This is a genomic window from Mycobacterium sp. BMJ-28 (assembly GCF_054404835.1).
The window spans coordinates 5,105,887-5,118,681 of the sequence record NZ_CM136783.1; the positions used below are offsets into that span (position 1 = coordinate 5,105,887).

The 12,795-nt window shown below is 65.7% G+C and carries 12 protein-coding genes; 3 read left to right on the forward strand and 9 right to left on the reverse strand.

The features are described 5' to 3' along the window. Positions 1-5 precede the first annotated feature (5 nt). Positions 6-1,445 carry a basic amino acid/polyamine antiporter gene (locus ACXPWS_RS25365; RefSeq protein ID WP_458709292.1) on the reverse strand — a complete coding sequence of 480 codons (1,440 nt, stop codon included), beginning with the start codon at positions 1,443-1,445 and terminating at the stop codon, positions 6-8. Positions 1,446-1,583: 138 nt separating this feature from the next. Beyond that, complete coding sequence (locus ACXPWS_RS25370) at positions 1,584-2,435, reverse strand: SHOCT domain-containing protein (protein WP_458709293.1); 852 nt, start codon at positions 2,433-2,435, stop codon at positions 1,584-1,586. 214 nt (positions 2,436-2,649) lie between these two features. On the opposite strand from ACXPWS_RS25370, the gene ACXPWS_RS25375 reads away from it, so the two are divergent. Next, positions 2,650-4,884, forward strand: a complete 2,235-nt coding sequence (locus ACXPWS_RS25375) for a sensor histidine kinase (RefSeq protein WP_458709294.1) — start codon at positions 2,650-2,652, stop codon at positions 4,882-4,884. A 144-nt stretch (positions 4,885-5,028) separates the two neighbouring features. Then, positions 5,029-5,721 carry a response regulator gene (locus ACXPWS_RS25380; RefSeq protein ID WP_458709295.1) on the forward strand — a complete coding sequence of 231 codons (693 nt, stop codon included), beginning with the start codon at positions 5,029-5,031 and terminating at the stop codon, positions 5,719-5,721. Positions 5,722-5,858: 137 nt separating this feature from the next. Here ACXPWS_RS25380 and tuf read toward each other — a convergent pair whose 3' ends face one another. From tuf to ACXPWS_RS25415, 7 genes are all read right to left on the reverse strand, one after another. Continuing rightward, entirely contained in the window at positions 5,859-7,049 is a 1,191-nt protein-coding gene (gene tuf, locus ACXPWS_RS25385) for an elongation factor Tu (protein ID WP_458709296.1), read from the reverse strand. 174 nt (positions 7,050-7,223) lie between these two features. Continuing rightward, positions 7,224-9,326: an elongation factor G gene (gene fusA / locus ACXPWS_RS25390; protein ID WP_458709297.1), complete on the reverse strand. Its 2,103-nt coding sequence runs from the start codon at positions 9,324-9,326 to the stop codon at positions 7,224-7,226. A gap of 76 nt (positions 9,327-9,402) precedes the next feature. After that, positions 9,403-9,873, reverse strand: a complete 471-nt coding sequence (gene rpsG, locus ACXPWS_RS25395; protein ID WP_458709298.1) for a 30S ribosomal protein S7 — start codon at positions 9,871-9,873, stop codon at positions 9,403-9,405. After that, entirely contained in the window at positions 9,873-10,247 is a 375-nt protein-coding gene (gene rpsL / locus ACXPWS_RS25400; protein WP_055578870.1) for a 30S ribosomal protein S12, read from the reverse strand. The genes rpsG and rpsL overlap by 1 nt, the downstream gene beginning before the upstream one ends. 325 nt (positions 10,248-10,572) lie before the next feature. Then, positions 10,573-11,139 carry a TetR/AcrR family transcriptional regulator gene (locus tag ACXPWS_RS25405; RefSeq protein WP_458709299.1) on the reverse strand — a complete coding sequence of 189 codons (567 nt, stop codon included), beginning with the start codon at positions 11,137-11,139 and terminating at the stop codon, positions 10,573-10,575. Between the two features lie 73 nt (positions 11,140-11,212). After that, the gene (locus tag ACXPWS_RS25410) at positions 11,213-11,722 is read right to left on the reverse strand and encodes a DUF3558 domain-containing protein (RefSeq protein WP_458713692.1); all 510 of its coding nucleotides are present in this window, start codon (positions 11,720-11,722) and stop codon (positions 11,213-11,215) included. A gap of 16 nt (positions 11,723-11,738) precedes the next feature. Further along, on the reverse strand, positions 11,739-12,272 hold the full coding sequence (locus ACXPWS_RS25415) for a DUF3558 domain-containing protein (RefSeq protein ID WP_458709300.1): 534 nt from the start codon (positions 12,270-12,272) through the stop codon (positions 11,739-11,741). A gap of 127 nt (positions 12,273-12,399) precedes the next feature. Here ACXPWS_RS25415 and ACXPWS_RS25420 point away from each other — a divergent pair, with 127 nt between their 5' ends. Beyond that, positions 12,400-12,777 carry a DUF3060 domain-containing protein gene (locus tag ACXPWS_RS25420; protein ID WP_458709301.1) on the forward strand — a complete coding sequence of 126 codons (378 nt, stop codon included), beginning with the start codon at positions 12,400-12,402 and terminating at the stop codon, positions 12,775-12,777. Positions 12,778-12,795 lie beyond the last annotated feature (18 nt).

The window sequence follows — 12,795 nt, forward strand, 5'->3', positions numbered from 1 at the left end:
TTCGTTCAGATCTGGATGGAACCGGAGACCAGCCCGAAGACGCCGGCGACCGCCCCGAGCACGATGATCCCGAACAACGCCGCCTCGGCGGGCCGGAACACCGGCAGCGAGCGCTCCCGACGGGCCTTGATGTAGAGCAGCGCGGCAGGCGCGTAGAGCACGCAGGACAACAGTAGGTGATCCCACCCCGCGGCGTATACCAGGAACAGCGTGTAGATCGTGGCCAGCCCGGCCACCACCGTGTCCGGCACCAATGATCGTCCGTCACCGTAGGTTTCACGGGTGATCGTGAGCTTGAGTGCGTAACCGGCGGCCAAAAGGTACGGGATGAGCGAGAGCGCGGCGGTGAGGTCGAGCATGAAATCCAGCGCGTCGGAGGTGAACAGCAACATGATCAGCAGCAGCTGCACCAGCCCCGCGGCCATCACCAGCGCGCTGACCGGCGCGCCGTTGGAATTGGTGCGGGACAGGAACTTCGGCATGTCGGCCGTCTTGGCCGGGATGTAGAGGATCTCGGCGGCCATCAGGGTCCAGGCCAAGTAGGCGCCCAGAACGGACAGGATCACGCCGACCCGGATGAAGATCGAACCCCAGTGCCCGACAATGGATTCCAGCACCGAGGCCATCGACGGCTGGTCGATGGTCGCCAATTCCGGCTGGGCCAGTACGCCGTAGGACACCAGCGTCACCAGCATGAAAACACTGAGCACGGACAGAAATCCGATGACGGTGGCGCGGCCGACGTCCGCTCGCTTGCGGGCAAACCGGGAGTAGACGCTGGCGCCTTCGATCCCGAGGAACACGAACACGGTGATCAGCATCGTGCCCTTGGCCTGCTCGAAGAGCGAGGCCAGCGAGTAATGGCCGTCCCCACCCCAGAAGTTCCCGGTGAACACATCGGCCTCGAAGGCGATGAGCGCGATGACGATGAAGGTGAGGATGGGCACGATTTTGGCGACGGTGGCGATCCTGTTGATGACGGCTGCCTCCTTCACCCCGCGCATGATCAGGAAGCAGAACAGCCACACCCCGATCGAGGAGGCGATGACGGCGAGCACCGTGTCGCCGGACCCGAGAGCGGGGAACAGCGCACTGGTCGTCGTCATGATCAGCACCCAGTACGAGGTGTTGCCCGCGCATGCCGAGGCCCAGAAACCGAACGCCGAGTTGAAACCCACGTAGTCCCCGAAACCGGCCTTGGCATAGGCGAAGATCCCGGCGTCCAAGTCCGGCTTGCGCATGGCCAATCGTTGAAAGACGAAGGCCAACATCAGCATTCCGGCACCCGCGATGGCCCAGGCGATCAGCGCTCCGAGCACGCCCGTCTCGACACCGAACCGGCGGGGAAGCAGGAAGACGCCGGATCCGATCATCGATCCGATGACCATGGCGGTCAATGTCGGCAGGCTGACCTTGTCGACTTTGGTCTCGGACTCAGCGCTCATGGCTCCCCTCGCGCCGCCGGACGGGTCGCGGGCCGGCCGCGTGCGGACCGGATGAGGGCCCCCGTTGCCGGCGACTACGGCCGACGCTAGCAGGGTCGGGTGCGGCGGGGACGGATTATCTACACATGCGTCAGGACGCTACAGCTGCGCGATGATCTGCTGCCGTTTGCTGTTGTATTCGTCCGCCGAGATGGCGCCGGTGGCGCGCAGCGTCTCCAGCTCCTGCAGCCGCTGGGCGACCGACGGCGCGGGCGGCGCAGGCGGCACATAGGCGGCGGGAGTGGGCGCTTGGGCCATGACGTTGGGCGCAGCGGCCGGCGGTGCCGCTTGCTGGGCGCCGGCCCGGCGAACCACCGCCTGCACCTGGGCCCGCGCGGCCGGATTGCTGCGCAGGTCGATCATGCTGTTCATGCCGATGTTGTTGGCCTTGAGGATCTGCAGGATCTCCATCAATGGACCCACCTGTCCGGACAGATCGTAAGTCCGGTGGTCCTCCTCGATCGAAAAGGTCGCCGGCACCTGCCCGTTGATCAAGGCGCTTCGTTCCCAATCGATCTGGAATCGGTTCGTGGCAGGGTCCACCAGGACCACTGCCTTCCGGGAGGTGAGGGTGCCTAGCCGGGTGACGCTGGCGATGACGCGGTCTTCGGCGGTGAACGGGGCGATACCGGGGCCGGAGATCTGCAGGCCGATCTTCACCAGCGGCTGGTCGTTGATCCGCGTGCCGGTTTCGGCCATCCCGGTGATCTGCGCGAGCGCGAGCACGCCGCCGGCTTCCAGAGCCTGGGTCCGTGCGGCGGATTTCGCGCCGAAGTTCGCCAGCGCCAACGCAATCAGGACGTCGGCCGCGGTGATCAGCAATCCGACCCAGAACATCCATTTGAGCAAATAGCTCTGGCCGGTGGCGAAGTACACCGCCAGGAAGATCGGTCCGACCAATCCGCCGCACAGCAACACCATCAGCTGCGCCTTCAGGTACCGCCACACCATGTGCCACGCTCCGTTCGAAGTCGACGGGGTCAGAGTAACGCCAACCAGCGCATTTTGGCGCCCAGCCAAAACCATTTGGGCGCTTCCGCTGAACCCGCCTGCTTGCATCCGCAACCAATGATGGCAATGTCAGCCATTTGACGGACCCTGCCATAGACGTTCGTGCCTAGAATTGCGTGTGCCAGAGCGCGGGCAGGACACCCGAAGTGTCCATGTGTCTGAACGACAGGTGATCCAGCGCGGCCAGGAACTCGCCGTCATCCTGCTCAACACGGTCACCGTCGTCGCGGCGGCGAGCGCCCTCGTCCTCCCCGGCACACCCGAAAGCACCTCTGGGGCGCTGCTGCTGGCGGTCGTGGGCTGCTGGGCGATCTTCCGGTTGCTGACCCGATCACGCGCTCTGCCCTACCAACTGGCCGATTTCTGTTACGTCCTGATCGTCTCCGCGGCCATCCCGTGGTTCGACTCGAACCCCTCGAGCCTCTACGTCAACTCGGTGCCACAGGTCATCGCCGGCACCGCCGTCATCGCCTTCACCATGGCCCAGCCACCCAGAGTGAGTTTCGCGGCGTCCGCCCTGATCGCCCTGGCCTATGCGTTCGGCTGCGCGCAACTGGTCGGTTGGCGCGCCGCGGCGCAGGTGCCGATGTTGTTCTACATGCTGGTGTTCGAGTGGGCGATCGCGGCGGCGCTGCTGGCCGCCGGGCTGGCCGTCGCCCGCCAAGTCGACCAGGCCCGCGCCGAGAACCACGACGCCGCGCTGCGCGACACCATCGCCGCCGCCGTGCGCAACTACGAACTCGAGCATCTGGCACTGGTGCACGACACCGCGGCGTCGACGCTGTACCTGGTCGGCGAAGGTGCCGACATTTCCTCCGATCGCGTTGCCGCACAAGCCCGCCGCGATCTCGAGCTGCTCGCCGGCGGCCCCTCGGCACTGGAGCCGACGCCCGATACCGATATCGTGGCCGCCCTGCGGCAGGAAACCGCGCACCTGTCCGTACCGGTGGAAATGTCGGGCTTGGATCGCCTCGTGCTCACCGGTTCCAGGGCCCGAGCAGTGATCGCCGTCGTCCGCGAGGCACTCAACAACGCCGAACGTCACGCCAATTCGTCGCGCATCGAGATCACGGTGGCACCGACCTCGGTCACCGTGACCGACAACGGGATCGGGTTCGACCCGGCGACCACCACGCTCGGCCATGGCATTGCCGACTCCATCGTGGCCCGGATGCGCCGCGCCGGCGGCCATGCGACGGTGCTGTCGGCACCAGGCAGCGGCACCGAGGTGACGTTGGCCTGGGATCAGTCCAACGAGTCCGAGCCGGTCATCCCGACCGTCGACGAGTTCGACAATCTGACCCAGCGCATCCTGGTCCAATTCGGCCTGGGCATCGTCGTCGTCGGGCTGATCCAGCTGCTGGTGGCGGTGCCCTACGCGGCGGCACACACCCCCCGGCCCCTGCTCCAGCTCGGGCTGGGCGGCGTCGCGGCCCTGGTCATCCTCGCCGGACTTCCCCGCATTCTCGATCGGGGCCCCGATCTGACCGTGCCTGCCCTGGTCACGATGGCGGCGGTCATCGTCGTCCAGACGCTGCGATTGCCCGAGGAGTTGCTCGGCGGCCCCGCCCACTGGCCGCTGATCGCCACCGGCTTGTGCATCCTGCCCTTTGTGCTGCGCTGGCGGGTTCGGCACGCCGCCGCGGCGATGCTCGCGTTCTGGCTTGGCACCGCAATTCTCACCTTCACCCGCCAACCGGATATGGACATGGCGTTCAACCTGGCGTTGTACACCGCCGGTATTGCGTTGGTACAGATGTTCGCGCTGGCCTTCCCGGAGTTGCTGCGCAATGCCACCAACGCGGCCAACGAGGAGATCAGGGAACGCTGGCAGATTGCGGACCGGAACCGCCTCGCCGAAGCGCTGCATGAAGACTATGTGCGCCGCACCGCCACCCTGATCCGCGGCGTGTTCCCGCTTCTGCAGACCTTGAGCACCGGGGTCATCGATGCCGAGACCCGGCAACGGGCCCGGCTGGAATCCCGCCGGCTACGGCACTACATCTTCCAATCCCGCACGTTCAGCCATCCGCTGGTGGCCGAGTTGCGCACCGCCATCGACCGGGCCGACCGGCGCGGGGTGATCGTCGCGCTCAACGCCGACAACGACCTGCCCCAGCTCGACGAATCGGTCCGCCGTCAGGTGCTGGCGCCGCTGCGGGATGCCCTGAACCACGCGCGGGAGCGGGCCCGGATCGGCGTGACGGTCGCCGGAGGCGAATTGGTCGCCAGCATCATCTGCGATACCGCGGGGGCCGTGCCCGCCCAGAAGGAGAACGCGGACCCGCGGGTGTTGGTGACCCTGATCGGTGCCGAGGTGTGGATCAGTGTGCATCACCGTCTGCGGGACACATGCCGGCCGCATCCCCAGGAGCACAGCATCGCCTGAGCCGCGTTATTATCTGCCGATACGTCAATATGGTTAGCCATGGTTGGCATTTCGGGAAATCTACGCGTTGCTAGCGGGTAACGTTCGGGCCAACGAGGTGCGGGGGTACAGAAGCGGTGGTTGGATCTATATCGGGTGAATGGCATGAATAGAGCCAAAGAGCGTGGCGTACGCAATACCGGGACCGCGATCCCGGTCGCCTTAATTGACGACCACGATGTTATTCACGCCGGTGTCAAGGCGTGGTTTGCCGAGACGGACCCCCCGATCGACCTCGTCGCCGACTATCCCGATCCCGCGTCATTCCTCACTGAGCATCCCCGGGGCGACGAGACCATCGACGTCGTGCTGTTCGACCTGCAGTACGAGCGCTACCGTCCCGAATTCGAAAGCCTCAGGGCGGTGTGCGCGGCCGGGCACCGCGTCATCGTGTATTCGCACATGTCGACTGACGAGGTCATCTTGAGCAGCCTGGACGCGGGCGCCATGACCTTCCTGGCCAAGGGCGAGGACAAGCAGCATCTGTTCGACGCGATCTATGCGGCGCACTCGAACACGCCCTACGTCGGGCCGCGGATGGCGAAGGCACTGTTCAGCGACCGCACCGTCGGCCGGCCCGGGCTGAGCACGCGGGAACGCGAGGTGCTGATCGCCTGGTTCCAGACCGAGAACAAGGAATTTGTCGCCAAACGGCTGTTCATCGAGCCGTCGACGGTGCGCACCCACCTGCAACGGGCGCGCGCCAAGTACGCAGCGGTCGGCAGGCCGGCACCGACCAAGGCGGCGCTGATCGCCCGGGCCGTGCAGGACGGCATCCTCAGCATCGACGATCTGTAGACCACGTCGTGCCGAGATCGACGTTCTGCCGGATCCCACTCGCACAAACCGGCCCGAAGGTGAGTTTGGGCGAAACCTCGATAGACACGAAAGCGGCGCCCACCCGAAGGTGAGCGCCGCTTCGCGGTAGTACTAGATCACTTAATGATCTTGGTAACCCGGCCGGCGCCGACGGTACGGCCACCTTCACGGATGGCGAACCGCAGGCCGTCGTCCATGGCGACGGGCTGGATCAGCTTGACGGAGATGTCGGTGTTGTCACCGGGCATCACCATCTCGGTGCCCTCGGGCAGCGTCACCACGCCGGTCACGTCCGTGGTACGGAAGTAGAACTGCGGGCGGTAGTTGTTGAAGAACGGCGTGTGGCGGCCGCCCTCGTCCTTGGACAGGATGTAGACGCTGCCCTCGAACTCGGTGTGCGGGGTGGTGGTGCCCGGCTTCACGATGACCTGGCCGCGCTCGACGTCCTCACGCTTCACGCCACGGACCAGCAGACCGACGTTGTCGCCGGCCTGGCCCTGGTCGAGCAGCTTGCGGAACATCTCGACACCGGTGACCGTGGTCTTGGTGACGCCGGGACGGATGCCGACGATCTCCACTTCCTCGTTCACGTTGACCACGCCACGCTCGACGCGACCGGTCACCACGGTGCCACGACCGGTGATGGTGAACACGTCCTCGACGGGCATCAGGAACGGCTTGTCGGTCTCGCGGACCGGGTCCGGGATCGACTCGTCGACGGCGTCCATCAGGTCCTCGACGGACTTGACCCACTTGGCGTCGCCCTCGAGCGCCTTGAGTGCGGACACCTGGATGACCGGGGCGTCCTCATCGAAGTCCTGGGCGGCCAGCAGTTCGCGGACCTCGAGCTCGACGAGCTCCAGGAGCTCCTCGTCGTCGACCATGTCGGACTTGTTCAGCGCAACCAGGATGTAAGGCACACCGACCTGGCGAGCCAGCAGCACGTGCTCGCGGGTCTGCGGCATCGGACCGTCGGTGGCGGCGACCACGAGGATGGCGCCGTCCATCTGGGCCGCACCGGTGATCATGTTCTTGATGTAGTCAGCGTGACCGGGGGCGTCGACGTGCGCGTAGTGACGCTTCTCGGTCTGGTACTCCACGTGGGAGATGTTGATCGTGATACCGCGCTGACGCTCCTCGGGCGCATTGTCGATCTGGTCGAATGCGCGCGACTCGTTCAAATCGGGGTACTTGTCGTGCAGAACCTTGGTGATTGCTGCGGTCAGCGTGGTCTTGCCGTGGTCAACGTGACCAATGGTCCCGATGTTGACGTGCGGCTTCGTCCGCTCGAACTTCGCCTTCGCCACTGTGGTGTCCTCCTGGACTTGTTGGTGCTTTTACTTAAAGCAGTGTGTTGATGTGTTCAGTTGTGTGGTCTTACCAGACCCACGAAACCGAAGGGTTACTGACCCGTCGCCTTCGCTGATCCGATGGCTCGACTCCGGATCAGCTCCGAGCCTCGGCGCTGCGCGCCTCGATTCTCACTGACCCGTCGCCTTCGCGATGATCTCCTTCGACACGTTCGCCGGAACCTCGGCGTACGAGTCGAACACCATGGAGTAGTTGGCCCGGCCCTGGGTCTTCGACCGAAGGTCGCCGACGTAGCCGAACATCTCCGACAGCGGCACCTGCGCCTTGACGACGCGCGCACCGCTGCGCTCTTCCATGGCCTGGATCTGACCACGGCGGGAGTTCAGGTCGCCGATCACGTCGCCCATGTAATCCTCGGGCGTGGTGACCTCGACGGCCATGACGGGCTCCAGGATGACCGGCTGCGCCTGGGCGGCAGCCTTTTTCAGTGCCTGCGAGCCGGCGATCTTGAAGGCCATTTCCGAGGAGTCGACGTCGTGGTACGCGCCGTCGAGCAGGATCAGCTTCAGGTTCACCAGCGGATAACCGGCCAGCACGCCGTACTGCATGGCGTCCTGAGCACCGGCATCCACCGACGGGATGTACTCACGGGGGATGCGGCCGCCGGTGACCTTGTTCTCGAACTCGTAGGTCGCGCCGTCCTCGCCGACGAACGGCTCGATGGCGACCAGCACCTTCGCGAACTGGCCTGAACCGCCGGTCTGCTTCTTGTGGGTGAACTCGACCTTGTCGACCGCGCGCTTGATGGTCTCCTTGTAGGCGACCTGCGGCTTACCGACATTGGCCTCGACCTTGAACTCGCGACGCATGCGGTCGACGAGGATGTCCAGGTGCAGCTCACCCATGCCGCCGATGATCGTCTGACCGGTCTCGTGGTCCTGATTGACCTTGAAGGTCGGATCTTCCTCGGCCAGCTTCTGAATGGCCAGGGACAGCTTCTCCTGGTCGCTCTTGGTCTTGGGCTCGATGGCGACCTGGATCACCGGATCCGGGAACGTCATCGACTCCAGCACGACCTGCTGGTTCGGATCGCACAGGGTGTCACCGGTGGTGGTGTCCTTCAGGCCGATCACCGCGTAGATGTGGCCGGCGGCGGCCGTCTCGACCGGGTTCTCCTTGTTGGAGTGCATCTGGAAGAGCTTGCCCAGACGCTCCTTCTTGCCCTTGGTCGCGTTGATGACCTGGGCGCCGGAGTCGACCTTGCCCGAGTACACCCGGACGTAGGTCAGCTTGCCGAAGAACGGGTGGGTGGCCACCTTGAACGCGAGCGCCGAGAAGGGCTCGTCGGTCGACGGCCGGCGGATGACCTCGACGTCTTCCTTGCCCGGGGCATGTCCGATGGCGGCAGCCACGTCCAGCGGGGTGGGCAGGTAGTCGATGACCGCGTCGAGCATGGGCTGCACGCCCTTGTTCTTGAACGCGCTGCCGCACAGCACCGGGTAGGCCTGCGAGCTCACCGTGAGCTTGCGGATGGCGCCCTTGATCTCCTCGATGGTGAGTTCCTCGCCACCGAAGTACTTCTCCAGCAGGGCCTCATCGGTCTCGGCGACCGCTTCGAGCAACTTGGTGCGGTACTCGTCGGCCTTCTCCTGAAGGTCGGCCGGGATGTCGACGACGTCGTACTTCTCACCCAGCTTGGTCTCGCCGGTCCAGACCTTGGCCTTCATCTCGACCAGATCGACGACACCTTCGAAACCGCCCTCGGACCCGATCGGCAGCTGGATCGGCAGCGCGTTGGCGCCGAGCCGCTCCTCGATGGTCTTCACGGTGAAGTAGAAGTCCGCGCCGATCTTGTCCATCTTGTTGACGAAGCAGATACGCGGGACGTCGTACTTGTCGGCCTGCCGCCACACCTGCTCGGACTGCGGCTCGACACCTTCCTTGCCGTCGAAGACGGCCACGGCACCGTCGAGCACCCGCAGCGAGCGCTCGACCTCGACGGTGAAGTCCACGTGCCCAGGGGTGTCGATGATGTTGATCTGGTTGTCGTTCCAGAAGCAGGTGGTCGCAGCCGAGGTGATGGTGATACCCCGCTCCTGCTCCTGCTCCATCCAGTCCATCGTGGCGGCGCCGTCGTGCACCTCACCGATCTTGTACGAGATACCGGTGTAGAAGAGGATGCGCTCGGTCGTCGTCGTCTTGCCGGCGTCGATGTGCGCCATGATGCCGATATTGCGGACCTTCGTGAGGTCGGTGAGCACGTCCTGTGCCACGGCTAGATTCCCACTCTTTCGCTTGCTTGGTTGCTCTTGGTGTTACGCCGGCGCGGTGTCACGCCGGCGTTCGAAATCACCAGCGGTAGTGCGCGAAGGCCCGGTTCGCCTCGGCCATCTTGTGGGTGTCTTCCCGTCGCTTGACGGCGGCACCCAGGCCGTTGCTGGCGTCCAGGATCTCGTTCGCGAGGCGCTCGATCATGGTCTTCTCCCGGCGAGCCTTGGAGAAGCTCACCAGCCAGCGCAGGGCCAGCGTGGTCGACCGCTCGGCGCGGACCTCGACGGGCACCTGGTAGGTCGCACCGCCGACGCGGCGGCTGCGGACCTCGAGGGCCGGCTTGACGTTGTCCAGCGCGCGCTTGAGGGTGACCACCGGATCGGTGCCGGTCTTGTCCCGGGCCTGCTCCAGCGCGCCGTAGACGATGCGCTCGGCGAGCGACTTCTTGCCGTCCAGCAGCACCTTGTTCACCAACTGGGTGACCAGCTGCGACCCGTAGACCGGATCGTTGACCAACGGACGCTTCGGCGCGGGGCCCTTGCGCGGCATTAGCTCTTCTCCTTCTTGGCGCCGTAGCGGCTACGTGCCTGCTTGCGGTTCTTGACACCCTGGGTGTCCAGCGAGCCGCGGATGATCTTGTAGCGCACACCGGGCAGGTCCTTCACACGACCGCCGCGCACCAGCACCATCGAGTGCTCCTGCAGGTTGTGGCCCTCGCCTGGGATGTAGGCGGTGACCTCGACCTGGCTGGTCAGCTTGACGCGCGCGACCTTGCGAAGCGCCGAGTTCGGCTTCTTCGGAGTGGTGGTGTACACCCGGGTGCACACTCCACGGCGCTGCGGGCTGCCCTTGAGGGCCGCGGTCTTCACCTTGGCGACCTTGTCGCGGCGACCCTTGCGGACCAGCTGGTTGATGGTTGGCATGTACCGGCTTTCTGTGTTTCTTCTGCTCTGCTTGTGCGTAGGTCTCTGTACTGCTGTTTTCGCCTGATCGCTTACCCCGCGACCGGGCGTGTCACACGCACCGAAAACCCATCCGATCGATAGCATTCCGATGCCTGCAGACATACGAATCCGCCCGGCGCACAGGCATACCAGCCGTTTTGCGGCAGCATGCGGCCCTGTCGACCAGGCACGGAGATCCACAATACCAGGGGTGCCCGCGCGCACCAAACCCGTGCGTAGCGGCCTTATCGCAGGTCAGACGCACACCTTTCGACAGGTCCGGACCGACGCGCTTCGGCCGGCGCTAACGCTTCTGCATGCCCGCGGCCAGCCGAAGCACCATGTCGGTGAAGACGGCGTCGGTGTCGATATCGTCCATCACCCCGGTCATCTCCAGCAGAACGAAGCCGTGCAGCGCCGACCAGAACTCCAATGCGGCATAGAACGCGTTATCGCCGGCCAGACCGTAGGACGCCAGAGCCTCCAGCACGGGTCCGGCCGCGGCCCTGGTGGCGGCGGTGTATTCGGGGTCGTCGCCCCCCAGCGGCATCCGGGTGAACGCCGAATACCGGCCCGGGTGGTGGTGTGCGTAACTGCGGTAGGCGCTGGCCATGGAAACGACGGCATCGTCGCGAGTGCGGCCCTGACCGACGGTGTTGAGCATCCCGATGATGTCGTCGATCACCCGCATCCGCACCGTGCGGCGCAGGTCTTCGAGGCTCTGCACGTGGTTGTAGAGCGACGGGCCCTTGGTCCCGAGCTGGGTGGCCAGCGCGTTGATGGTCAGCGCGTCCCAGCCCTCGCGGTCCAGGAACACCAGTGCCGAGTTCACGATGGCATCGCGACTGAGTTTGGTCGCCCGCGCTGCCATATTCGTGTTTTCCTCCGCTTGGTCGTCCCGGTGCGTCCCCAACCCCTGCCTGCGCCGAGGTCAACGAAGGACTCTAGTTCACGCGGTCCTGGCTGAGCTGCGCAAGTTGCTCGGTGATGGTGCACAGATCCGGCAGCATCGCCGGATTCATGGTCTGGATGGACCACGTGATGACATCGTCGCCCTTGGCCACGTAGATGCTGCAGGCATTGGCGTCGAAGGCCTTGAACCCCCGGTTGCCGTCCACCGCCAGTTCGGTGAGCGTGCGCCCGGCCTTCTGTTCCAGCGTGCGCTCGGTGTCCATGTCGCTGCCCCGGTACCACCAGGTGGAGATGCCCATGCCGGCCCCGAACGTGCCGATCAGCGTGTTCTCCTGCCAGAAGCAGCCGGCGTCGCTGATCACCGCCTTGTCGAACATCGCCCGCCCCGCCGCTGCGGTGATGTCGGCATCGGTGATGCCGTTGCAGTCCACGCCACGGAATTCGGGATGGTCGCCCGCCGCACCCGCGGGCGCGTGGGGCGTCCCGCGCTCCCCCGCCGCACCGCAGCCGGCGACCAGTGTCGCCGCCGCGCACATCGCCATCAGGGTCACCCGCACGTCACAGATCCGATTTCAGGGTGGCCGACAACAACTGCTCGGCGTCCGAGCAGGGGTCGCCACCGGCCTGGTGCCGGTACTGCACCCACCAACTCAGGACACCACCGCCGCCGGCCGCAGTGGCCGAGCACGCCATCCCGACGCCGTTGCGTCGGGCCGTGAACGCACTGTGCCGTTCGATGACGGTGTCGGTGATCTGGGCACCACGCTCGGCCGCCAGCGCCCGCTCACGGTCCAGCGTGCCGGTGTCGAACCACGCGAACACCACATCGACCGTCGAGCCGTTGCGGTCCAGGACGTACTGGCACACCGCGCCGCTGTAAGGCCGCACCACGTTGTCGGCGCCGAGGGTCTGGGCGACGGTGGTGTCCATCAACAGCCCGCACCGGTTGTCGGAGTATCCGTAGCTGCGGTCGTCGGCGGGCCCGCCCGGCGTCGCGTACCGCGCGCTGCCCCCGACGGTCTCGGTGCAACCGGTCGCGGCGACGGCCGCGGCGACGGCCACCACCGCCGCCCGATTGCCACGCCCACGCACGAACACACGCTACCGAGCACCATCGTCGTCGGCGACCTGTGCCGGCAACCGGCACCAACTGGGCTCTGCGGGGGCGTCGGGCAACGTACTCTTGCACTCCATCGGGTGACGAAGCGAAGGTGGGAACGTGACTGTGCAGACAAGCCTGCGATCGGCCGTGGCGTGTGCTCTGGTGGTACCCGCGATCATCGCCGTGCCGGCTCCCTCGGCCGGGGCGAAGAACGGTGACACCCACATCACCGGCCAGGGCGTCGTGCAGACCCTGGATTGCAACAACGCCACCCTGTACGTCACCGGCACCGGCAACACCATCAACGCCAAGGGCACCTGTTGGGGCGTGGCGCTGCAGGGCTCGTCGAACATCGTCATCGCCGACAACGTCATCAACGACATCACCGTGTACGGCTACGACCAGACCGTGATCTACCACGGCGGGGACCCGGCGCTCATCGACCGGGGCCGCGAACTGGGCATGACCAACCGCATCAACCGCGCACCCGCCTGATCTTGTGCGGCTGCTGCT

Coding starts and splice junctions, on each gene's coding strand:
- ACXPWS_RS25365 (WP_458709292.1), bottom strand. CDS start 1,445: ATGAGCGCTGAGTCCGAGACCAAAGTCGACAAGGTCAGCCTGCCGACA.
- ACXPWS_RS25370 (WP_458709293.1), bottom strand. CDS start 2,435: ATGGTGTGGCGGTACCTGAAGGCGCAGCTGATGGTGTTGCTGTGCGGC.
- ACXPWS_RS25380 (WP_458709295.1), top strand. CDS start 5,029: ATGAATAGAGCCAAAGAGCGTGGCGTACGCAATACCGGGACCGCGATC.
- rpsG (WP_458709298.1), bottom strand. CDS start 9,873: ATGCCGCGCAAGGGCCCCGCGCCGAAGCGTCCGTTGGTCAACGATCCG.
- rpsL (WP_055578870.1), bottom strand. CDS start 10,247: ATGCCAACCATCAACCAGCTGGTCCGCAAGGGTCGCCGCGACAAGGTC.
- ACXPWS_RS25405 (WP_458709299.1), bottom strand. CDS start 11,139: ATGGCAGCGCGGGCGACCAAACTCAGTCGCGATGCCATCGTGAACTCG.
- ACXPWS_RS25410 (WP_458713692.1), bottom strand. CDS start 11,722: ATGGCGATGTGCGCGGCGGCGACACTGGTCGCCGGCTGCGGTGCGGCG.